Origin of the sequence: Portibacter marinus (assembly GCF_021533195.1) — a bacterium.
Taxonomy (GTDB): Bacteria; Bacteroidota; Bacteroidia; order Chitinophagales; family Saprospiraceae; genus Portibacter; species Portibacter marinus.
The window spans coordinates 1-24,797 of sequence record NZ_JAJNKB010000002.1 but is presented as its reverse complement, the minus strand read 5'-3'; the positions used below and the strand labels follow the sequence as shown (position 1 = coordinate 24,797).

The 24,797-nt window shown below is 38.9% G+C and carries 17 protein-coding genes; 7 read left to right on the top strand and 10 right to left on the bottom strand.

All coding sequences use genetic code 11. From position 1 onward, the window contains the following. Positions 1 to 41 precede the first annotated feature (41 nt). Both L2567_RS04250 and L2567_RS04245 read right to left on the bottom strand, forming a co-directional pair. The gene (locus L2567_RS04250) at positions 42 to 1,538 is read right to left on the bottom strand and encodes a RagB/SusD family nutrient uptake outer membrane protein (RefSeq protein WP_235296463.1); all 1,497 of its coding nucleotides are present in this window, start codon (positions 1,536 to 1,538) and stop codon (positions 42 to 44) included. Positions 1,539 to 1,556: 18 nt separating this feature from the next. Next, on the bottom strand, positions 1,557 to 4,532 hold the full coding sequence (locus L2567_RS04245) for a SusC/RagA family TonB-linked outer membrane protein (RefSeq protein ID WP_235296462.1): 2,976 nt from the start codon (positions 4,530 to 4,532) through the stop codon (positions 1,557 to 1,559). Positions 4,533 to 4,818: 286 nt separating this feature from the next. Here L2567_RS04245 and L2567_RS04240 point away from each other — a divergent pair, with 286 nt between their 5' ends. Next, a complete protein-coding gene (locus L2567_RS04240; protein WP_235296461.1) occupies positions 4,819 to 6,594 on the top strand; it encodes a sodium:solute symporter in 1,776 nt (591 codons plus the stop codon). A gap of 6 nt (positions 6,595 to 6,600) precedes the next feature. On the opposite strand, the gene L2567_RS04235 is transcribed toward L2567_RS04240, so the two are convergent. The 4 genes from L2567_RS04235 to L2567_RS04220 form a co-directional block, all read right to left on the bottom strand. After that, positions 6,601 to 8,160: a sodium:solute symporter family transporter gene (locus L2567_RS04235; RefSeq protein ID WP_235296460.1), complete on the bottom strand. Its 1,560-nt coding sequence runs from the start codon at positions 8,158 to 8,160 to the stop codon at positions 6,601 to 6,603. A gap of 1 nt (position 8,161) precedes the next feature. After that, on the bottom strand, positions 8,162 to 8,845 hold the full coding sequence (locus L2567_RS04230) for a helix-turn-helix transcriptional regulator (RefSeq protein ID WP_235296459.1): 684 nt from the start codon (positions 8,843 to 8,845) through the stop codon (positions 8,162 to 8,164). 57 nt (positions 8,846 to 8,902) lie between these two features. Continuing rightward, entirely contained in the window at positions 8,903 to 11,308 is a 2,406-nt protein-coding gene (locus tag L2567_RS04225) for a transglycosylase domain-containing protein (protein ID WP_235296457.1), read from the bottom strand. Positions 11,309 to 11,533: 225 nt separating this feature from the next. After that, a complete protein-coding gene (locus tag L2567_RS04220; protein WP_235296455.1) occupies positions 11,534 to 12,250 on the bottom strand; it encodes a hypothetical protein in 717 nt (238 codons plus the stop codon). Positions 12,251 to 12,398: 148 nt separating this feature from the next. Here L2567_RS04220 and L2567_RS04215 point away from each other — a divergent pair, with 148 nt between their 5' ends. From L2567_RS04215 to L2567_RS04195, 5 genes are all read left to right on the top strand, one after another. Then, positions 12,399 to 13,295, top strand: coding sequence for a 1,4-dihydroxy-2-naphthoate polyprenyltransferase (locus L2567_RS04215; RefSeq protein ID WP_235296454.1), 897 nt, complete (start codon positions 12,399 to 12,401; stop codon positions 13,293 to 13,295). A 202-nt stretch (positions 13,296 to 13,497) separates the two neighbouring features. After that, a complete protein-coding gene (locus L2567_RS04210; protein ID WP_235296453.1) occupies positions 13,498 to 14,328 on the top strand; it encodes a hypothetical protein in 831 nt (276 codons plus the stop codon). Positions 14,329 to 14,616: 288 nt separating this feature from the next. Next, positions 14,617 to 15,252, top strand: coding sequence for a DUF6503 family protein (locus L2567_RS04205; RefSeq protein WP_235296451.1), 636 nt, complete (start codon positions 14,617 to 14,619; stop codon positions 15,250 to 15,252). A gap of 41 nt (positions 15,253 to 15,293) precedes the next feature. Next, positions 15,294 to 16,553: a type IX secretion system plug protein gene (locus L2567_RS04200; protein ID WP_235296450.1), complete on the top strand. Its 1,260-nt coding sequence runs from the start codon at positions 15,294 to 15,296 to the stop codon at positions 16,551 to 16,553. 1 nt (position 16,554) lies between these two features. After that, positions 16,555 to 17,151 carry a TIGR04282 family arsenosugar biosynthesis glycosyltransferase gene (locus L2567_RS04195; RefSeq protein WP_235296449.1) on the top strand — a complete coding sequence of 199 codons (597 nt, stop codon included), beginning with the start codon at positions 16,555 to 16,557 and terminating at the stop codon, positions 17,149 to 17,151. A 51-nt stretch (positions 17,152 to 17,202) separates the two neighbouring features. On the opposite strand, the gene L2567_RS04190 is transcribed toward L2567_RS04195, so the two are convergent. Genes L2567_RS04190 through L2567_RS04180 form a run of 3 tightly spaced genes read right to left on the bottom strand, consistent with a single transcriptional unit; the run spans position 17,203 to position 19,468 of the window. Next, complete coding sequence (locus tag L2567_RS04190) at positions 17,203 to 18,228, bottom strand: c-type cytochrome (protein WP_235296448.1); 1,026 nt, start codon at positions 18,226 to 18,228, stop codon at positions 17,203 to 17,205. A 3-nt stretch (positions 18,229 to 18,231) separates the two neighbouring features. Beyond that, positions 18,232 to 19,101, bottom strand: a complete 870-nt coding sequence (locus L2567_RS04185) for a DUF5777 family beta-barrel protein (RefSeq protein WP_235296447.1) — start codon at positions 19,099 to 19,101, stop codon at positions 18,232 to 18,234. Positions 19,102 to 19,105: 4 nt separating this feature from the next. Beyond that, positions 19,106 to 19,468 carry a hypothetical protein gene (locus tag L2567_RS04180; RefSeq protein ID WP_235296446.1) on the bottom strand — a complete coding sequence of 121 codons (363 nt, stop codon included), beginning with the start codon at positions 19,466 to 19,468 and terminating at the stop codon, positions 19,106 to 19,108. 119 nt (positions 19,469 to 19,587) lie between these two features. On the opposite strand from L2567_RS04180, the gene L2567_RS04175 reads away from it, so the two are divergent. Beyond that, the gene (locus L2567_RS04175; RefSeq protein WP_235296445.1) at positions 19,588 to 20,004 is read left to right on the top strand and encodes a BrxA/BrxB family bacilliredoxin; all 417 of its coding nucleotides are present in this window, start codon (positions 19,588 to 19,590) and stop codon (positions 20,002 to 20,004) included. A gap of 432 nt (positions 20,005 to 20,436) precedes the next feature. Here the strand turns inward: L2567_RS04175 and L2567_RS04170 are convergent. Continuing rightward, positions 20,437 to 24,797: SdrD B-like domain-containing protein (locus L2567_RS04170; RefSeq protein ID WP_235296444.1), on the bottom strand; the 4,361-nt coding region annotated here is incomplete at its 5' end.

Below are 24,797 nucleotides of genomic sequence, written 5' to 3'. Positions count from 1 at the left end.
AACAGCCCATTTCTTAAATATTAAACTTAATGATTGTACTCTTAATATCCCGGGTTCTGCTCTAAATTTGGGTTGGAAGCCACCGCAATAGATGGTATGGGGTAAAGTACTCTGAATTCATCAGTTACTGACTTGTGATCCCATGTATCGGTAAATGTACCAAATCGGATTTGATCCGTTCTTCTATATCCTTCCCAATAAAGTTCTCTACCTCTTTCATCCAGCAAAATTGATTCATCTAGTGAATTTAGGGTACTTGCTCCTCTGATGCTTCTTAAATTATTCACCATGTCTAGAGCTTCGCTTGTCTCCCCTTTTCTGAACAAAGCTTCAGCTTTCATCAAATAAGCATCAGCATATCTCATCAAAATATATTGACCATGATCAGCTGGGTGGTATTTAATAGCTCTGATTCCTTTCTCAGTCGCTGCACCTGCTAATGGCACCTCAGGTGTAAACTGAAGGGGCTTTTGAGATCTGGAGTCAATTAAAATATCTCCATTTCGGGTAAATTGCTGTCCTATGAGAAAACCTTTTCCAATTCCACCGAACTCTGATCCATCTTTCGCAGCTTCTTGCCCAATTCTGGAATCCTGATCTTCAAACTTATTATAAAAATCCGCCAAAGTGGTGAATCCATTCCATCCACTTGGATTTTGATCATAATGCAATGTCATCATCCATCTATTCTGTCCTGAACCGTTTGGAGAAGTAAAGATGATCTCCGGTGATTCATTGGCCGTAAATACGTTGAAAAAATCAGGATCTAAGCTGTATCCATCAGCGGTAATAGCGTCAACATGCTCTATTACCCTATCCATATCTGCGTTGTCAAATGTGTAAGGTCCAGCAGGATTATCCGCAAAATAGACTGCCTTGTTCAAATACATTTTCGCTAATAGGTAGTTAGCTGTAGCTTTCGAAGCCTGAGCATTGGTCGGTGAAGGACCTATGCTGGGTAAATGTGGCAGCGCTGTTTCAAGATCGCTGATGATAAAATCAAAAGCCTCAGTTCTGGAAAATACCTTGGGATCAACATCAGGCCCGTCGGTAACTTCTCTAAATGGTACTTGCCCAAACATATCCATTGCGTGATAAGTATAGAATGCGCGCATAAATCGAGCAGCAGCATCAGTCTCAGCACTTACGTCTGAAAAAATAATCCCGTTTGTAGCAAAGGCATTCTGATGGATGTTGTTCCAGGCTCCTAAAACTGATGCATGTGTAGCATCCCAGTTGTGAGCATGTAGCGTTCTCCATACTCCATTATCACCCCAGTCCACTCCTCTTGTTGGTGGAATCAACTCATCTGATGTATGAGTACCTAAAGCATATATGTTATTCTGATCAGTAAATGTTGCTAATGAGTTATAAGATGACTGAAGAAATTCTAATGCTCTGTCTTCCGTGTATTTGATAAACTCATTATTCGCATCTGCTCCCGCCTCAGAGTCCAGAAGTTCTGTCTCCAGATCTGTACAGGAAAAAACAACACTCATTCCTAGAAAAAGAATTAAGATGTTCTTTAATATTTTCATTTTATATAATTTTTAATTTTAAAATGTAACGTTCGCTCCCAAAGTAAAAGTCCTCGCTCTTGGGAAAGCTGTATAATCTATTCCTACAGATGGTATTCCATTGATACTTTTGTTGGTATCAACTTCCGGATCCTGTCCAGTATAATTAGTAAAGAGTAACAAGTTTTGTCCGGTAAGAAATAATCTAAGTCCAGAAACACTATTAGACTGAATAGGCACTCTATAGCCTACATTTAAGTTTTGTAAACGGACAAAATCACCTCTTTCTAAAAATCTTGTACTCACATCTGGTGCATTCAAATTTGATTCTCCATTTCCAGGAACATCTGAAGTAACGTTTCTTCCATTAGCAAGAGCTCCTGCTGTAAACAAAGCATTTGCAGTGTTATTGTAAATCCAATGACCAAACTGCCCATTGAAAAAGAAGCTGACATCCAGATCACCAAAATTGAAACTGTTGGTCAAACCCAAAGAAACAGTAGGTATTGGTTGCGCTCCTGTAAATTCCTGCTTGTCTCCATTGGGATAAACAGAAATTCCCTCTTCATCAAATCCATCAAACTCCCTAACAAAATATGCATATAATGGTTGACCTTCAGCGATCCTTTGTGCGAAGGCACCTGTCAAACCTTGTCCGCTAATTGCTCCAGTGTCATTGATATTATTGTAGTTTGTAATGGTATTATTGTTGGTAGCAATATTGAAATTAATATCCCATGTCATATTGTTATTATCCACGGCAATGTAATTTAATGCCAACTCAAGTCCAGTATTGATGATGTCTGCATCAAGGTTAGACCACACAAATGGCTGTGGAGCAGGTTGAGCTGAAGGCACCTGAATTAATAGGTCATTTGTATTTTTGGTATACCAATCCAAAGATCCACTCAATCTATTGTTCATGAATCCAAAATCTAATCCAACATTATATTGGGTGGTATTCTCCCATCTTAAGTCAAACTGATTAAAAGAAACGTCACCTACACCGCCATTGTTAATGTCTCCTCCATTGTTGATGCCGTCTCCGCCATATCTTATTCTTCTTTGCCACTGATTATACGGTATTTCCTGGTTCCCAGTTCTACCATAACCTATCCGTAAACCTAAATCAGAGAAGAAGTCAGGAGTAAAGTCCTCGTCTATTAATCTCCACTTAAAAGCCAAAGATGGAAATGTTCCATATTTATTGTTGGGTCCAAACCTTGATGATCCATCTCTTCTTATCGTCGCTGTCAAAATGTACTTATCTGCAAAACCTAAATTAACCCTACCAAAAACAGATTGTAATTCGTCAAATTGAGTACCATTGTTGATAACATACTTTTCAGATGCAGTAATATTATTGACCATCAATTGCGTATCGTCAAACGGGTAGTCATAGGCTTGTATGCTTTGACCACTGCTTAAGAAACTTTGATATGAGTATCCTGCCAATGCACTCAAATTAACTACACCTAAATCTTGATCGTAAGTCAAGTAGTTTTCCCAGAGGAGATCGTAATTTGACAAATGATCAATATAAGCTCTTCCCCTGTCCACAATAGCATCAGCCCGAAGTGCTCTAGAAAAAGCAGCTTGTCTGTTAGAGAAAGTTCTATCAAAACCTCCTACGGTTTTGAATGCTAAGTTATCTGTAATATTAAACGTGCCTGAAATATTACCAAACCCTCTTAGTGTTCTGGAGTTGTCATCCGAAAACTCGATCAATGCTACAGGATTATACTCAGTCAAACTAGGTTGATTCAGAGTACCATCGGCATTGAATACAGGTTGAGTAGGATTTAATTTAAGTGCACTTCCCCAAAGATCTCCCCTAAATCCAGCATTATCCGTAATCGGAACCCTTTGATCCAATAATTGAGAAACCGTCACCTGACTTGCTATGGTCAATCGGTCGTTCAAAAAGCTGTTTTGCACATTAAATCTACCTGTCAAACGATCAAATCCCGATTTATCAACGATACCTTGTTGGTCTAAATAACCCAATGAAAATCGATAACTCCCGGAACTTAGCCCACCTGAAATAGACAAATTGTGATTGTGAGAAATTCCAGTCCTCAATATCTCATCTTGCCAATCTGTATCAGCACCTCCGTCGACACTTCTTGCTGCGTCTTCACCGTTAAATGAAGCATATGCATTCAAAAATTCTTCACGTCCAAGCAAATCATATTTTCTGGTAATCGTACTGGTACTCACACTACCATTATATTCGACTAAAGCTTTATTCGAATTTCCTTTTTTGGTAGTTATGATAACTACACCATTGGCACCTCTTGAACCATAGATTGCTGTAGCAGATGCATCTTTAAGGATGTTGATACTGGCTATATCATTGGGATTTAGAAAGTTTAATGGATTCTTAGCAGATGATGACCCTAAACCAGCAGTGTTACCTCCTGGAGAGACATTGCCTCCTCCCAAAGGCACCCCATCTACAACGAATAGTGGATTGTTGCCATTTCTGATCGATCCTGCTCCTCTAATTCTTATAGAAGCTCCGGCTCCAGGTTCACCACTAGAGGTTGTAATTTGCACACCGGCAGCTCTACCTTGAATTAGCTCCTCCGGCGAATTTACTATTCCGGAATTGAAGTCATCTTCTCCTAAAGCAACTACCGCACCAGTGGCATCTCCTTTTTTAACGCTTCCATATCCTACCACTACTACTTCCTCTAATAATTGTCCGGCAGATAATTCAACATTTATCACCTCACCAGTGATGGGCATCACCTTTTCATTAAATCCAGTGTAGGAAAATGTGAGTGAAGTTGCATCTTCTGGCACCTCTAAAGCGTATGCACCATCAAAGTCAGTAATAGTTCCTGTCGTTGTTCCCGTTACAACAACATTAGCACCGATCAATGTTTCGCCCGACTCTGCATCTGTCACCACACCTGTTATGGTGCGCTGGCCGGTCAGAGAAATTGAAAGCAATACACTCAGTGCAAGAGCCAAAAAGCCCTTAAGTTTGTGAGAGTTTAATTTTTCCATATTTCTATTTAAATTTTTTACTAAGTTGATACAAACATAATACTATGCCATTGGACATCACAAAAATTGCCAGCATATTTTCTAATGCTTGTTAGATGTAAAATACACCTATTAACTAGCTAATTGCCTGTATTCCAGCTATTTAAAAGAAAGGGTGTTGTAAGTATGTAATAGCTTTGTAATAGCTTTCTACCGAATAATATAAGCTTTTTTTTATTCAATTAAAATTATATAAGCCATTTTTGGCCCTGGTAGAATTATTGATACGTAGAAAACAGATTTCCTTATGAAAAGTTTCAACCTGAGTACCCTAGACATCATTATCATGGCTATTTACGCCATTTTGATTATTGGGTATGGCATTTATCATTCGAAAAGAAGTAGTTCAGAAGACTACTTTCTTGGAGGAAGAAGTATGACATGGCCCATCATAGGAATTGCTCTTTTTTCTGCTAATATCTCTAGTTCTACTCTTGTCGGTCTGGCAGGTGATGCCTTTAAGACCAATGTCCATGTTTACAATTATGAATGGTTTGCCGTTGTTGTTCTTATCATTTTTGCCATTTTCTTCCTTCCGTTTTATCTGAAGTCAGGAGTATTTACCATGCCTGAATTTTTGGAAAAAAGATATGATAGTCGATCCAGATACTATTTCTCGTTTATCACTATCGTAGGTAATATCCTTGTTGATACTGCAGCCGGCTTATATGTTGGCAGTGTCGTCCTGAAGATTTTATTCCCAGAAATTCCGTCGACCTATATCATTATAGGTCTGGCTTTAGCCGCAGCTGCTTATACTATACCTGGTGGCTTAAATTCAGTGATCCAAACAGAAGTGATACAGGCAATCTTGCTTATTTTCGGTTCGATCTTGCTGACTTATTATGCCTTTGACCAACTTGGCGGTGGATGGTCTGACATGATGGATCAGCTCACTAACGCGATCGCTGCCGGACAGGTTGAAGTTGTTGAAAAGCTTAGGGAAGCTGGACATTATGCACCTGCTAATGCGGATGAAGTTTTCAGTCTTGTTAGACCTTCGAATGATGAATTTATGCCATGGTGGGGGCTCTTAACAGGTGTGCCATTGCTTGGATTTTATTTTTGGGCCAATAATCAATTTATGGTTCAGCGGGTCTTAGGTGCTAAAAATCTCAACCATGGCAGGTGGGGTGCTTTATTTGGTGGTCTTCTTAAACTACCTGTTATTTTTATCATGATCGTACCTGGCGTATTAGCCATTCTACTATTTTCTGAACTGGATATTTCTAGCTTAAACTACTTTATCACAGGACCTGATGGAAGCTCTATACCCTGTTCAAATCTATCAGACTGCCCTAATCTTACTTACCCTGTGCTGTTGTTAGAGTTATTGCCAACGGGCATTTTAGGACTGGTCGTAGCTGGCTTACTGGCAGCTATGATGTCGTCTGTTTCCGCTACGTTTAATTCCGCATCGACATTGATCACCATGGATTTTGCCATAAAGATTAATCCAAAACTAACATCCAAACAACTGGTCAGAATTGGACAAATTGCAACCTTAGTATTGGTAGTCCTTGCATCTGCATGGGTTCCATACATTGAAACGGTCAGTGATTCACTGTGGAAATATCTACAATTGGTCATAAGCTATACTGCACCTCCTGCTGTTTCTACCTTTGTACTGGGTTTATTTTGGACCAGGGCTAATGGCAGTGGCTCAATTGCCAGTTTGCTTTTCGGTTTTGTTTTCGCTGTTTTCATGCTGAGTCTCCAAATATTTGGGGGAAATATAATAGACAATGGTGGTAGTTTACCTCAGTGGATGGTATACCTGACATCTCTTCATTTTTTGTCCATGGCCTTTATCCTTTTTATAAGTTGTATCCTGGTACATATTGTCGTATCGCTTGCTACTGCACCTCCAGATGATGAAACCATCAACAATTTGACCTGGAATACGAAGTTGATCAAAGAGGAGACCGAAGAGTTATCAGTGTTGCCATGGTATCAAAATTATCGATACCTTGCCGTTTTACTACTGTTGGTGACAGCCTTGCTCGTTGGATATTTTTGGTAAGTAATTTTAAAAAAAGAAGGGTAAAATGGTTAAAAGTGTTGCAATGATGATGCCGATAGCAATGATCTTATTTTGTTTAGTGACATAATAGTTCTGGTAGTTAAAGTAAAGTTGAAGTGATTGTTCTGTGTCAATGTGTGATTCTTTCCAACTACTTATAAAAAAGACTGCAATAGAAATTACAAATATTAATGCAGCTGATATGGTAAAATGCAATTCAAGCCAGCCTAGATATTGACATATAAAAATGAACAAACTGCCCAGATGACCCAATATTAGGGTTATTAATGCAGTATGTTGATTCCCTTTCTTAGAAAATATGCCGAAAAACATCAAACAAACCAAAGGTGGCACAAGATAAGCTAAGAAAGTTTGAGCATAGGCCCAGATTCCATTGGCATATTGGATTAGCGGTGTCCATGAAAGTGAAACTAACATCATAAAGGCTACAGAAACCCGACCTATAAGGACCAACTTTTGGTCAGAAAATTGCGGATATTTCTTTTGAACAAAATCGTAGGTGATGAGTGTAGCTGATGAGTTCAACGCTGAATCTACTGATGACATCATTGCCGCAAGTAGTCCCGATAGTACAAGACCAAGAACCCCCGTAGGGATCAACTGTGTAATGAATAACGCATATAAATCTTGAGGCTGTTCGATGTCTGGAAACAATCCTACGGCTAGAATTCCAGGTATGACAATAACGAATAAAATAGAGAGTTTCAGAGCAGCTCCAAAGAAAATTCCCCTTTGTGCCTGTAATATACTCCTTGCTGCCAATACGCGTTGAATAATCACCTGATCAGTACACCAAAAGTAAAATCCCAGGATCGGAACACCAGTAATGAGTCCAAGCCAGGGTAAGAAGGGGTGATCCAAATTATTTAGCATATCAAATCGTTCAACAGACACCACTGCAGTCACTTGACTAATATCAAAGTTATACTGGCTAAACAAGGCAAAGCAAACGATTACCGAAATCATCAGGAATAAAATGGATTGAAAAAAATCTGTATAAACCACAGCATTTAACCCACCAAAAGAAGTATAAGTCGCAGCGAATAGAGCAATGGCGACGGAAGCCTCCCACACAGAAATCTGTGGTATAAAGAGATTAATCAAAAGCGCTCCCGCATACAGTGGGCCAGCTATGTTAACGGCGGAACTGATGATCAGACTAATCACCGAGAAGTATTTCCTGACGATAGGTCCATAGCGCTTACCAAAATATTCAGGAACAGTATTGATTTTGTTCTTAATATAAATGGGTACGACGAATATGGCCAATACGATAAGTATTAAGGATGCCATCCACTCATATGAGGAAGCTGAAACTCCATATACATAGGCATCAGCAGTGAGTCCAATTATGGTCAGTGTCGAAATATTTGACGCTATGATCGAAAATCCAATAATGGGCCAATTCAGATTTCTTCCAGCAAAAAATAGTTGATCAGTCGTGGGCTTCCGAATGCTTACCAGGTATCCGATGACCCCGACAAATAAAAAGAACAGTAAAAGAATAAAAATATCACCATATCCAATTTCAATTCCTCGATCCATCCTAATATGCGGCTATGAATTGCTTCAAATCTTCTTCTGCCCCCAGATTCATTTTCTTCTTCATTCTTACTCTGGAAATCTGGACGCTCGTGGGGTTAATATTGAGCAACCTGGCTATTTCTTTCGTATTCATCCTCATCTTCATGAAGGCGCAATGTCGAAGATCATTCGCAGTTAATTTAGGGAAAGATGTCTTCAGTTTTTCGAAAAAGCTTGGATGCAACTTTTCAAACTGTATCTTGAATTCGTCCCAGGTATCTTCCTGATTGAGATTTGATTTTATCAGTCTTCTGAGCTTGTTCAACTTTACTTTTGCCTTGGAAGGATCTTCGGCTGGAATTTCCTTTAGATTTTCATCTAATCTCAGGAGTAGATCAACCTGTTTCTGAAAAAGCAGCGTATTAGAAACCAATTCTTTTGAGCGGAGATCCCTTTCCTGTTCCAATCTTTTAGCTCGCTCGCGTTCAGCTAGCTCGGCAAGTCTAATTTTATCTTTTTCGATCCGCTCATTCTGAAGGTTAAGATTTGAAATCAAAAGATCTTGCTCTGCTTTCTTCTGTTTGATGACAGAAGTGGTCAGCCTTTTCGAGTAAAAAAACATTGAAAGATAAAAAATCACTGTGGCCAGAAAAATTAGACCTATGGTAAACTGATATATCAGTCCGGAATTATCAACGATCTCCATATTAAGTCAGATAGCAAAACAATCATAGATATTTGCTAAAATAACTAAATATTATAATCACCCGTCACCAAATATCTTCTCCAATCTTTCTTTGAGCGTTGGACGATCTTTCTTTTTACGCCTTCTTCTGTCCTGATTACTGTTTCTTCGCCTTGGTCTATCCTCCCCCTCAGCCTCAGCATCTGGTCTCCCATTTCCGGTAAATACATTTTCCAGAACCCGGAGCAAATCATTATCTCTCCTTTCTAATTGGGCAACTCTCCATCTATTCATATCATCTGCCTCCATTTCACTGTAATCAGGGCACATCAGCACAAAATTTGACGTATCAAATGCCATCGGAGTAATTCTTCTATTGGCATAGGCTTTCCTGAAAAGTTGACCAACCAAAGGCAAAGCAGTCCTCCCTCCTGAGCCTGTTGACAAACTTCGGAAATGAATTCTTCTATCATCGGTCCCTACCCAGGCACCTGCTACCAGGTTGGGAGCTGCTCCAATGAACCATCCATCTGATTGGTTCTGTGTAGTACCTGTCTTTCCTGCAATATGGACTGGTAGACCGTACGATTTAATTCTACTTCCAGATCCAAATTCAGTTCCATTCTGAAGCATTTGAATCAATACATCAGCATCTTCTTTATCGACCACTCTTTCAGGTTCATAAGGTGTTCTCTCCCAAAGCACTTCTCCTTTATAATTTTCGATTTTTTCGATGATGTAGGGTTCTATAGTGTATCCTCCATTGGCAAACACGCTGTAAACTTTCATCATTTCGACCATGCTGACATCCGCCGTTCCTAATACGATAGAAGGTACTGCTGGTAGTTTGGACTCTACTCCCAATTCATATGCTTTTTTGACAACATTATCAGCACCCATTTCCATGATAAGCTGCACAGAAACTGTATTGACGGAGTGCGCAAGTGCACCTTGTAGTGAATAAGAACCACCATATTCTCCTCCTGCATTACCGGGCGTCCAATCTTTATAATCTACGTAAGTACGTAATTCATTAGGATAGAACGTGCACGGATCAATGTCCTTTTCAATAGCAACAAGATATGTAATGGGCTTAAATGTAGAGCCAACTTGTCTTGCAGAACTAACATTATCATATTGGAACTCACCAAAATCATTTCCACCTACCCATACTTTGATGGCACCATTTCTCGGATCAACAGCCATCATACCGCTTTGAAGTAAGGTTAAATAGTGTTTAATGCTATCAATTATCGTGATTTCTTTGTCTTCATAGCCATCCCATGTCCAGACTCGCCGTTCCGCCTTGGTGATAAATGGTTCAAGGATCTCCTCTTTGGATTTTCCCTGTGCTTTTAATCTCTGGTAAATAGGATGTCTGTGAATGGCATCGTCTATTACTCTGGTACTACCTTTGAACGGACTGGAATTAGCCCAGCCAGCCCAGAATTGCTTTTGAATATCAGGCATTGTTTTCGCCACAATATTCTCTGCATCTCTCTGTAACTGCTTATCCAGAGTAGTGTGAATACGCAATCCATCCGTATACAAACTATAGGTCGTGCCATCCGCTTTAGGAAATGCTTCCTTTATCTTTTCAAATTCTTTTTTTACATGATTCTTCGCATAGGCGATTAATCTCTCTCCTTGTGGAGACAGGTAATCAAGGTTAAACTCCGCAAGTTGAGCAGAATCTTTGGTTTCCTGGTCGATGTAGCCATATTTATGCATTTGGCTGATGACCACATTTCTTCTTTGCTTAGAACGCTCAGGATGCAATCTGGGACTGTATCGTGTGGGCGCTTTGAGAATTCCTACCAATGTGGCAGCTTCCGGCAAAGACAGATCTTTGGGAATTTTATTAAAAAATCGATTGGATGCTGTATTAATTCCAAAAGCTCTCTCTCCGAAAGAAACCGTATTTACATATAATTTTAGGATTTCCTCTTTGCTATAGATATTCTCCAAACGGTGCGCCGCAATGATTTCGCTAAATTTGTTTATCGGCAAGGTCAGAATACCATATCTTTTCCTCTTAAATACATTTTTCACCAATTGCTGAGTAATTGTACTGCCACCGCCACTGGACTCCTTTTGCAAAAGCAATGTCTTAACCGCTACTCTGCCCAAACTTCTGTAGTCTATTCCGGAGTGTTTATAAAACCTGGCATCTTCAGTAGCAATCAGCGCATCCAAAAAGTATGGACTGATCTGGTCTAACTCGACATTGGTGCGATTTTCTATGTAATATTCGGCAATTAATTCACCTTTAGCATCCAACAAGGAAGAACTGACAGGATTCTTGATTTGTGCCATTTCCTCTGCAGTAGGTAGTTCCCCTATAGAACCTGTTCTTACCAATATGAATATAAAGAAAACAAAGAGGAATGGCATTATTACAGCAATTAAAGCCCAATGCTTCCAGCTTAGTTTTTTAAAGAAATTCTTCCATTTTAAGAAAGTTGTTTTTTTCCTTTTAGCCATTGATCGAGTTAATGATTCTTAAGAATAGAAATGTAAATATGACCAGATTAAATGAAAGTTTAATTGAAGTAGACTTTAATTATACGCTTGAGATACCTACCTTATTATAATAGCTGGCAATAAAAATTGTCCTCACTATTTGTAGCGCGAGGACCATCACTTAAAAATCTATTGCTATGCTTCTTTCTTAGATCAATTAACGATTTTAAAAACTGACGACTGTAATCAGTAATCTCTGGTTAAATCAATATTTCGACGCCCATCGGCTCTTCTCCATTGCAATCGTCCATTGTTTTTAAATCTCAATCGATTGCCCCATCGATCTTCAAAATGTAATTTTCGTGAATTCGTTCTTCTATAAGTCGTCCATTTTTTTGAATTATTGGTACGCATTCGAACACTATATCCATCAAACTCTACATAAGCCACCACATTTCTCCATCGATTGGTCCACGTGCCTGACATACCATCGTCTCTATATCCTACTCCCATGCCACATGTGGTTCCACAAGCGGAAGAGCAGATGTGCTGATTGAACCTCCTTCCATTTCCGCGATTGCCATTCGATCTTCTTCTTCGATTTTCATAGTCATAACCATACTCGTAGTCATCATAACTTCTCCCTCTTCTATTCTGAATATTCGATTTTTCTAAATTGATAACGCGTCTGCCATCTCTGCTCTCCCAGGTCATTCGATTATTGGTCTTGATGTAATAACGATTACCCTTTCTATCTTCGTAGATGTCGTCACGAACCCTATCATAATGGATCCAATCATTAGAATTCAGAAATTTTGCTTTTAGCCCATAATTGGTTGCTTTAATTTCGACTAAATCATTCGACCTATTGACTTGCCAAATTCCATCTATGTAGGCTGCAAAACTGCTTGTAATTGATATTAGTAGGATGATACCGGTTGAAAATATTCTAGTATTTAACATGATATCAAATTTTAATTACAAAATATAAGGTCAATATAGGTTACTTTACAACTCACATGTGCTATGAAAAAGTTAAGTAATGTTGGCAGAAGGTTAATTTTTTGATTACAGCTTTAATGCCTTAATTTGCTTCCTTATTTGAATATATATGAAGAGATGGCTTAAAGCATTCAGATTGCGAACGCTGCCACTTTCCCTGGCCTGTGTAGGTATGGGAAGTTTTACTGCCGCAGCATATGCCTCCTATAAGTGGGATGTAGTGATTTTAACATTGGTCACGACCATATTTTTACAAATCTTATCCAATCTGGCGAATGACTATGGAGACTTTGTAAATGGTGCAGACCACGATGAAAGATTAGGACCTCAACGTTCTGTCCAATCTGGGGAAATCTCACCTAATGCAATGCGACGTGTCATTATTGTTTTCACTTTCCTATCTTTAGCTAGCGGAGTGACACTCTTAGCGCTGAGCCTTGCTCTTGACTGGACTATGCTAATTTTTCTGATTCTGGGAGTGGGTTCTATTGCTGCCGCTATTTATTACACGATGGGCAGTAATCCCTATGGATATGTGGGACTAGGAGATATTTCAGTATTGATCTTTTTTGGATTCGTAGCGGTGTGCGGAACTTTCTATTTGCATAATGGCTTCCTTGACAGAGATATCCTTTTGCCAGCCATCACTTGCGGATTCTTCTCTGTAGCGGTATTAAATGTTAATAATATCAGAGATATCGAATCAGATAAAGTGGCTGGCAAAAAATCTATACCGGTAAGAGTAGGTAGGAAAAAAGCGGTTTTCTATCACGCAGTATTAATCTGCACTGGCATCCTTGCCAGTATTTTATTTGTTTTACTAAGATTTGAATCTTTATGGCAATTTCTATTTCTACTGTCACTGCCATTGTTTGTTATCCATGTTAAAGCAGTGGTTGAGCGTAAACAAGCTGTATTAATAGATCCACTATTAAAGCAGCTTGCTTTATCCACTTTACTCTTTGTATTGCTATTTGGAATAGGTTCAATAGTGGCAATGACATAGTTCTTTTGTAATTCCTAACATTCTGGAAATGACAATTCAGTATTTTTATCTGGTTTTTGACACTTATTTATATTATCCCCCTATATAATTGGGCAGCCAATAATGATCTATGTAAAATTCTTGTCGAAAGGCTAGAATTCTGCCTACTTGAGCTGTTTTTCACGACATTCCGGTGTATTTTTGTAGAAATGCAAATTATCCTATGTGGGACTTCATATGTGAACTACTGCCTGTAATCGCCTTTCTTACCGGAACAGTTTTGGGTGGTTTGATCATATCCTTTTTTAATAAAGCACAATATAATAGTCTTCAAGCGCAAGTCCTGAATGCTTCTAATCAAAATATCGCACTTGCAAATCAATTAAAAGCAAAAGAAAGGCTCGAAGAAGATTTGGCTCGTACTCATTCTGAAATAGAAAAATTAAAAATTGAGTTTCGAAATACTACTCCACCTGTTCCTAATGTAACTTCCTCAGTTCTGGCAGCAGAAAATCTTGCACTGAAAAATGAAATTAAGAACCTAAAGAAAGATTCCGAGCCAAAGAAAGATTATGTGAATGATTATCAAATCTTTTTAGAAGAGTTAGAAAAAAGTATTGTAAAAGCCAGGCAAAAGTCTTTCAATTTGAATCATGATAAAGGCTTAGAACCGATTAGAACAGAAAAGAAATCAAAGAAAAAGAAGAAAAAAACCAAGGCTGAAAATCCCTACGATTTTTATAAAAACAAATATTCCGGAAAGACTTTTTCAACTGATATGCTTTCCAGTGGTTTTTCTGAATCTAAAAAGAACAAAGACCTCACCTATTTATATGGTATAACGCCAGAAGTTCAAAGAGTTCTGAACAAACATAAAATTATCACCTTCTCAGATCTTGCCTCAACCAAGATTGCAGAACTGAAGGCTATGCTGGAACTGGAAGGAGACCAATTCTCAGGAGTAGACCCCTTAAACTGGCCTATTCAAGCAAGAATTGCAGAAAAAGGCCAATGGGACATTCTTGATGAATACCTGGCTAAAGTCAAAGGCTGATTTGCTTATCAGAAAGAAAGCAACAATACGATATGAATGCCGCTTAATTGACCAAACCATTTGCAAAAATTCTTTACTAGCCATCCATTCCTGTATACATTTGTATTGATTAAAATGGAATTTGAAACCGGAAAAGACAATCTTTTTCATTGCGTTTTCTAATAGTCCGTTGAAACTATTAGAACCTTTTAATTATAAGTTCTGGATTTTAGAGAGTCCAGGACTTTTTTTGTCTTTAATTCAGACAGAATTATTTGTTACTAACCCACATCATCCTTAATATTGCGGATGAAACAAATCATACTCTTTTTATTCCTCACGCATTTTGCTTACTCACAATCAGAGGCCGTCCAACTGATCGATAGATCAATTCAACATCACGACCCTAAAGATAGATGGCATCAATTACAGGCTGCCATTGACATCCATTCTATGGTTAGGAGAAAAGATAGAATAACCACCACTGATCGATTTCTAACTTTAGATATCAAGGAAAATAAATTTACCATGCGTCAAGACTCAACAGTCTATTCCTTTCCCTGCGAAAATTGTGACCGCGCAAAAATGTATAACGACTATTTCAGATACTTAATAGGAATGCCAATGAAACTGAAAGATACTGGTACAATTATTCACCATGATATTGAAGTGAAATATTTTAAGAACAAAGCGTACCAGGTGATTACCGTTACTTATGATCCAACTGTAGGTACCGATACCTGGAAATTCTATTTTGATCCTGAAAATGCTGAATTAGATGTCATTGAATTCTCGAAAGATGGAACCTTTGAAAATGGAGAAACCATTGAATTAAATGATAAAATAAAATTTCAGAACATGCTTTTGCCTGGTCAGTTAAAATGGTTTGTGTTACCAGATCGGAAGTTTTTAGCCGAAGAAAACATAACTTATAAGAAACTTTAAAATAATAACCAGAGTTACAGCGTCTATTTAAAAAGAATAATTTGAGATTCACATTGATCCTATGGGCGATTTGCTCAGCTGCATTACTATTCGGCCAACCTATCCAAAACGAGGTTTATTTCGAACACATTAAAAGCGTCAAATTCCATCACTCCTCATTGCCCACTTCGGCACCTATAATTGACCTGAATTCAAGTGGCAGACTGAAACTGACCTTTGATGATTTGGAGGGTGGCAATAAGGATTATGTCTATTCGATTCAGCATTGCGATAAGGATTGGTATCCTACGAAAATTGGAGAACTAGAATATCTAGAAGGATTCAACGAAGAAGATATTCAGAGAGCCACTTTTTCCAACCAGACCATCCATGATTACACGCACTATGAATTACTGCTACCGAACCAAAGAACTTCATGGAAAATCTCTGGTAATTATGTATTGACCGTTATGGACGAGGATGAAAGTAATCTGGTCATTATGACCAGAAGATTCATGGTAGTTGAGCCTTTGGTAAACATCACTGCTGATGTTTTACCCGCCTTAGATGCATCTTTGTACAATACTCATCAGCGGATTGATTTTGAAGTTGACCTAAATAAGTTCTACATCAGTGATGCAATGAATGAGCTTTCGGTAACCATCACTCAGAATGATCGCTGGGACAATGCGATTACGAATATTAAACCATTGACCGCTATTGGAGATCAAATCAATTTTAACAAGTTTGGCGTTTCCACATTCCCGGCTGGGAAGGAGTTTAGATATTTTGATACCAGAGATATTCAGTTAAATTCAGACCGGACAGAGGCCATTGAAATCAACACTTATGGCATTGATGTTTTACTTAAAAAAGACCTGAGAAGAGAGACCAAGAATTATATTTTTTACCGAGAAGGGAATGGTGTTTTTGTTCCAAATTATGAAGGAAGTCTTCGAAATGGAAAGGCAACTTCAGAGTACACCAATGTTATTTTCACGCTTGATTCAAGCCAACCCATCTATGAACATGATGTTTATGTCGTCGGAGAATTCAGCAGTTGGAATTTTTATCCGGAAAATAAGATGGAATACAACGAAGAAATTGGCGCTTATCAGGCAGAAATTCTTCTAAAGCAAGGATACTACAACTATTTGTATGCAGCCATAGATGGAAATAATCAAATCAATTATGAAGTAACAGAAAGCAACTGGTTTGAGACAGAAAACGACTACACCATACTGGTTTACTACCGACAATTGGGTGCAAGATATGATCGACTAATTGGCGTGACCAATGTCAATTCTCTGAAGGGCAACTAGGATGAAACAAAAGCTGATAATTTTTGTAAAAAATGCCATTCCTGGCACAGCTAAGACCCGAATAGGCCGAATCAAGGGTGATGATGTTGCAATGAAAGTGTATCAGAGACTTCTTACCTACACCAGAGATCTGGTCAAGGATCTCCAGGTTCAAAAAATAGTCTTTTACAATAAATATATTGAGCACGATGGGTTTTGGGCAAACCATCTTTTCAGCAAGAAGTTACAAGTTGAAGGCGACCTTGGGCAGAAAATGGCTCATGCTTTCTTTAATGAATTTAACGAAAAAGTTACGAGTGTAGTCATCATCGGTTCAGACTGTGCAGAATTGAAGGAAAAGGACGTTAAGAAAGCTTTTCAGATTTTAGAAAATAAGGATGTGGTGATTGGACCTGCGCAAGATGGAGGTTACTATTTGTTGGGCATGAATGAATATTATCCAGAATTATTTGAAGACAAGCCCTGGAGCCAAGAAGATTTACTTAAGGAAACCTTAGCTACGCTTGATGAGAGAGGCTTGACCTACGAATTATTAGATGAAAAATCAGATATCGACTACTGGGAAGACTGGATTCAATTAGGATGGCCCCTAGAATAAACTCTTAATCTTCAAAATTAGACCGAAATAGCCCGCCGCTAAAATCACAATTTAATTTGCCTTCCGGATGATAAAGGTTTTAAGATCTTCCAACATCTGCTCTGACATTTTCTCTACTGTATACTGTGGCATATAGGCTTTCTTACCGGCTACAGGACTGGTACCATACCTTGCCACCTGATAGATAGACCGTTCATGATATTCGTCAAGATTATTTCTCAGATTTCTAAAAGTTAAATCAGAATAATCCAGATTAAAAAAGGAATACCTGCGATTATCATGACAGTACATACAGCTGTTTTCATAGATTATTGCTCCGTTTTCAGCATCACCATCGGGAGTGGCACGTTCGGCCCTTTGTACTGGCGGGGCTACGAAGTGAGCTGGAGAGGTGACCATGTATTTCGACTTAATCAATTCGGCAATTTCATGAGTGGCTTCATTATTTTCAATTGCCCTGGCTATTTTTTCTTCTTCTTGTGTGTCAATGTTCAAATCTTCTAGTTTTAATTCCAGCGTCCAGAGATACATCAAAACTGATTCAACTTCCCAGTCATTCATTAATCGACCTTGACTACATTCGGTAGAGCATAATTGGATCGCTTGTCTCAAGTTGTTTCTCGCCACAAATACTAGATCTCCGTACTTCTTTTCATAATCATCGTTGTAAAAAGAGTCTCTGTTAACGATACCGTAAAGGGGACTACCTTGCAGAAATGGAATGCCTTTTTCCGCTGTGTATTCTAATCTGGCTTGTGGGTCAATTACAGCCAGATCCGGATCTTCTCTTTCAATATTATGGCAAGAAGTGCACACGAAATGTTTACTAATCCGCCGGGTTGGCAATCCGGTAGGTCCTTTGGTGGAACCTAGCGTTACAATTTCTTTCCCTTTCTCAGCACTAGCACCACGAATAACTTCATTAACCACATGATTAGGAGCATCATAAGCTTCCAATGTTATCAGTGCTTCCCTAACACTCATCTGACGATCAAGAGTAAAGCTTTCTTTCCTGACGACAAAGCCCATAATCAGTACAGAACTGACGACTGCAAATATAAATATTGCTTTTTTCATGAATTACAGATTGAATAGCCGTGAAATGGTAAATCCGAGTCTAAATTCACCTTCACTCCAATTGCTCGTAGTGTACGGTATAAAGTCGGTTTCACTCATTCCTGTGGCATTGGTCAGATTAATTTGAAAAACGTGACCACCACCAGTTTCAAATTCAAATCCAATTCCCAATGCAGGATAGTAACCATTTTCTATTGTTCTCAACCCTGAAAAGGGAAATGTCCCATCGAGTATAATCCCAAGTACTCTGGTCACCTGAATTCTTGCGGAAAGACCTGCAGAAACAAGATCATTGGTATCCTCATCATACACTAAGTTCCTATAAGTCCATCCTCCGTGAACCTGCAGTGAAAATAATGGAGAAAATTTTCTTGCTAACATGAGTTGAGTATGAAAGGAAAGCCGGTGTGCTTCTTTAGGAAAACTGGAAATGACACCTTCTGCACTAGATTTTGCCATAGTGGACACCGAAGTCATTCCCATGACAGTCACAGTGATCGGATTGTTGAGATCATTTTGCCCCATCAATTTGGCTTTTAAAAGCGCATTTATATTTTGGCGTAATTCGCTTGAACCCTTGGTTCTAAAAATTCCGATATCAAGCGCATTGGTAAGCCCATATTCAAAGCCAGTCAAAATATCAGTAGAATTTTCCAAACCATAAAAAGTAGTCCACCCTCCATTAGGTCCTCCCAGGTTTCCAAATCTATGGCCAATACGGACATCAAGCTTCCTTGCAGGCAAGGTTTCTACAGAATGGTTATTGATGACTCTTCTGTCTTTAAAGGTTTCATATACTAACTCCTGTCCCATCAGGCAAGAAGCAAATAGTATGATTAAAAAAATATGTGAAAGTCTATTTAGTATGATCATGTTTTCAATTTTCCGGATAACCCTCATCTATCCAGCACTTAAATAAATCAAGTTCTCTTTTCGACAGTTCCTTAGGGCCCGGAGCATTACTTGGTGGCATATTTTGTGCAACGGTAACTCTTTGTTCTAGCTGTCCCCCTCCGAAATACCTGGAAAGTCCATCATAATCTATAAATTCGCCAGGCGCGGCCCCGCTTCTATGGCATCCGGAATAGGCACACGTTGCATCAACGATCGGCTTGATGTTATCCTCGTAAGTTACTCGTTCATCACAGATATTGTCTTCCATTCCCAAACTGTCACGAGTACATGAAAAAATAAAGCAAACAAGAATGAGGTAAAAAGTTTTTACTGAAACTAATTTCATTAATTTTGGTTTATTAAAACGGAGAAGTGATTTGGTACGATTAGATCCAACACTTTAAAATGTGAAATTAAGATTTAATATTTTCTTTGTCACAATTTTTCAAATTATAACTAATAAATATGTATCCATTGGAATTAGTGAGGCCGATGTCCCAAGAATTAACGGAATTTGGGTTTGAAGCATTGTCTTCACCTGAAGAAGTAAAAGAAGTTTTAGAGAAAACAGATGGAACAGTTTTACTGGTCGTTAATTCTGTTTGTGGTTGCGCGGCAGCAAATGCCAGACCAGGAGCAAAGATTGCAATTCAGAACGAAAACAAACCAGACAAGCTAGTTACGGTATTTGCTGGTGTAGATGCAGATGCAACTGCTACTGCGCGGGAATTTTTACTTCCCTACCCTCCATCATCTCCTGCTATAGCATTATTTAAAGATGGCAGTCTGGTTCATATGCTAGAAAGACATCACATAGAAGGTCGTTCTGCGCAAATGATTGCAGAAAATCTGGTGCAAGCTTTCGATGCTTATTGCTCTTAAGCTTTATAATTTCAAAGAAATATAAAAAAAATGCGATCATCTGATCGCATTTTTTTTGTACCTAATCATACATTCGCAATTAAGTCGCTGTCATAAAGAAGAATTAGGGGCAAAAAAAATGGGGTGCTCTTTGTAGAACGACACCCCAAAATAATGAGAATGAAACCTGGATCTTATATACTAAATAAAAGTATGTTCGTATTGATAAATTAAAGATAGTATTAATTGTCTACTAAAACAACACCTGTTCCATTTTTTTTACATGCAAGACGCTGATTTAGAGCGGCTTTTAGCATCTATGCGTCATTTCTCAACCTATAATATCGAATGATTTCTCAGAATTCATTTAAAATTAATAGATAATAGATAATAATTTTCATTCATATGAAAAATAGCGTAGTGTTGAAATAATTCACCACTACGCTTTGATTTTTATTTAATCACATCTATTTGTTGCACAAATAACTCTTTACCAACTTCAGTTCTCACATTATAAAGTCCTGCAGGTAGATCTGAAACATCTATTCTAATGATATTTTCATACTGCACATCTCCAGCCTGAACGTATCTAGAAGAAACTAATTTTCCACTCATGTCGAATAATCTCACAGTAATATCGCGCTGCTTGTCAGTCTTTACATCAATGTTGAAATATTCAATGGTCGGATTAGGATAAATCTCAATTTCCGTATCTGCCTCTCTCTCAACCCTTATAGCAATGATGTCTGAGTAGGCGAAAGTACCATCATAATCTAACTGTCTTAACCTGTAGAAATAGATGCCGTTACTTTCTATATTTCGGTCATCAAAGCCATATTCTTGAGTTTCAAAAGTCGTTCCGTTTCCTGCTACCACTCCTATCTTCGCAAAGTTATTTGTTGTTCCAAAACTTCGTTCGATTTCGAAGTAATCATTGTCAATCTCAGTAGCAGTAGACCATTCCAATTCAGTGAAATTTCTTTCCTCGTTCCATTTTCCAGTAAAGCTAATCAGCTCAACCGGTACTGCAGGGAGAGTAAGACCAGCATCATTAGAAAGGTCTTCTCCGCCAGCCGGTAGTACAATGACTCCAGTCAAACCAGTAGCTGGATCTGCATCACTATCGAAGTTATCATCACCTACATTTGGCTGAACGAAAGCCTGGCCTACCGGAAGAATAAATTCTACTTGATAATTACCCGCAGGCAGGTCTTCAAATAGATAACCTCCGTTGGTATTTGTATTGGTCGTTGAAATCTGAACAAAACTATTAGGATCGAGTGGATCTTGCTGTTGTAGTAGATTCACTACTACTCCAGAAACACCAACATCTATACCTGGTTCATATACATCTGCAATGAGTCCGGAAGCGTCGTTCCAAACGAGATCTCCAATACTACCGCCGATGTATATACCAGCATCGATGGTATTATTATCTTCTCCAGGTCCAAGTTCTATCATATCTGACACTCCAGTATTTGGATCAATATCTGAGTCAACAGTATCATCACCCCCTTGATTGGCATTGCTAATAACATAGCCGTCCGCTTCTATTTCGACAAGGTACTTTCCAGACGGTAATTCATCGAATTCGTAGAAACCTGCAGAACCTCCAATTGGATTATTCATGGTAGAAGTAGTCTCCAAAGGAATTTGCCCAGGCTCTATCATACCGTCCATATCTTCATCAGTATAGAGATTGACAGTAATTCCATTGACTCCTACTTCATCATCATCCTGAATCCCATCACCATCTTCATCATTCCAGACGTAGTCTCCGATGCTTCCCGGTTCAAAGAATCCGGCATCGATCTTGTCATCTGTCTCACCTGCAGTCAGGTCGATGATATGCGATTGGCCCGTCATTGGATCTGCATCACTATCTACATCCACATCACCTTGATCGGTATTGGTTGTACCTCCCAAGACATCCTGTTGAGTTGCGATAAAGCCATCTGGACTTGCAAAGGTCACTATGTACATGCCCGGTAGCAAATTATCAAAAGAATATTCGCCGTTTCCATCAGTAGTTTCATTGCCTACTATATTGCCATTGACATCCAAGACCTCATTACCATTTTCATCTGTCAAAGTTACCGTAACTCCTGGAATACCATTTTCATCATCGCCTTGTAAACCATCACCGTTTTCGTCATTCCATACATAATTTCCAATAAAAGCTGGTAAGAAAAGTCCAGCATCCACATCCTGATTAGAATCACCTGTCATTAACATGATATTGTTCGTAAATCCTGTCGCAGGGTCTGCATCACTGTCTGCTGTTTCATCAGCACCTTCATCTTGAGGACTGAATAAGTAATTTCCGGAAGGATCCACAAACTCCACAACATATCCATCAGGAATCAATCCAGTAAACTGATAGTAACCATTGTTGCCAGTATTTAAGTTCAACATCGTAGTTGTAGTCTCAATAGGCATACCCGGATTATCCGGTTCTCCATTCTTATCTGAATCAACATAGAGATTGACTGTGATTCCGTTGATCCCATCTTCATTGTCATCTTTGATTCCATCTGCATCTTCATCAAACCATACTAGGTCTCCGAGTTGGCTACACTCCTCTTCACTCACATCAACCATAATAGAATCTTTGGCGGTCATCATGTCAACGAAGACATCATTAAAGAAAACATCAAAGGTATCTGTTACCATGTACTTGCTGTTCTCAGTGATTTCCAAAGAATAGTTCCATACAAACTCAAACTCGTCAGGTGTCAAGATACCATCATCATTAGGATCAGAATTTTCATCAAAGTAAATACTATTGACATCAAGCACTTCCATCAGCCCTTCTGAATTAAATCGAACATTCCTAAATTCAATGTTTTCATCTATCTCTGGATCACCTGTAGGGAATAGTCTAATTGCCACCATTACATCTACTTCTTCACCAGGACAGACTAGATTATCCGACACAGTTTGCTCAATGTTGAATCGAACTCCTGCATAGTGTGATGGATCATCATCCATCACTGTAAGATCTGTTGGCTCTCCAGTATTGGGATTCACTGGTGTTCCAGTTACTGTAGCAACATTTGCATACATACCCTCTTTTGTGATACCTGTCAATTTACATTCAATGGTCTCACCAACCTTGAGCTCATCGATGACACATACGTCACCTTCTATATTATCAACAACTTCCAAATTCACAAGGTCCGAAGAACCGTTATTTGTCACTTGATAAGTCCACTCTACAGGTTTTTCAGTACCATTTAAGAAGAGTATCAGTTGACCGGGAGCAATATCTGAATCGAAGCCATTGGTCAGTTTTTCAATATTCACTGACGCTGTTAATGGATTTACCACCGCATCATCACCATCGTCTTCATCATTAGGATCTTGTGTACCGTCATCATCTTCTGAACCAATTCCACCACCTGGATTAGAATCAGCAGGATTGCCAGGTTCTGAATCAGGATCAAACTGATCTGCTGCATCTATCTGTGCAACATTGACATAATTTCCATTCGCTTCAACAGTAGCTGTAAAGGTCAAATCTTTCGTTGACAGTGCGTTGACTTCCAAGTTTGACCAGGTGATGGTACTACCACTTAAAATGCCTCCATCAGAAATATTACTTATTGAAGAATAGCCGTCAGGAACCAAATCACTGACATCTACTCCTGTGGCATTACTTGGACCACTATTGGTCATACTAATCGTAAAAGTGACCGTTTCACCAACGAATGGAGTGGTGTTAGAAACTGATTTGATTAAACTGAGGTCAGCAATCTGAGGCTCAACCCAAGCTTCATCACCATCGTCTTCATCATCATCATCCTTTCTTCCATCGAAGTCTTCACTTCCAATAATTCCGTCACCATCTGTATCCGCTACATTGCCAGGTTCTGAATCAGGATCAAATTGATCTGATTCTTCCACTCTTGCTATGTTCACATAGTCCACATTCTCACCAGGAGGCAGCACTTCTGCAGTAAAAGTCAGGGTGATTTTCTCACCTGCTGGGATGGAAATTCCTGTCCAGTTCATAATATCATCCGTTAGCATACCACCATCTGATATATTATCAATGCTGTTGTATCCATTCGGAATGGAATCACGTACTCCCACCCCTGTTGCAGTGTTTGGTCCGTCATTTTCCACTATGATGCTAAAAGTGACAATATCTCCCACATTCGGGAATATTTCATCTACTCGTTTAACAAGATTTAAATCAGCAATCGAATTGATACCTGCATCCAAATCATCATTGGTCTGACCACTGGTCAATGTCACCACTTCAGTCATACCACTCATCGATGGATCTGCATCACTATCATTAGCTTCATCACCACTTGCATTCAATGGACTGAAAGTATTATTAGCCGGTAAGACAAATTGTACACTGTAATCTCCAGGTGTTAAGTCTGTAAATTCATACGATCCATCCGCTTCAGTGGTTGTACTCGCAATCACTTTTCCGTTTTCATCTTTTAAGTTAACGGTTACGCCTTCCACTCCATCTTCTCCATCATCCTGAACTCCATCTCCGTCTTCATCCAACCATACAAAATCTCCGATACTTGCTGGTTCGTAAAGTCCTGCATCCAAATCATCATTGGTCTGACCACTGACAAGAGTCACCACTTCAGTCATGCCACTCATCGCGGGATCTGCATCACTATCGGTTGCTTCATCACCACTAGCATTCAGTGGGCTATACTCGCTTCCCAATGGCAGCACAAATTGGACACTGTAATCTCCAGGAGTCAATCCTGTAAATTCATATGAGCCATCAGCTAAGGTCGTAGTAGTCGCAATCACATTTCCGTTGTCGTCTTTCAAATTAA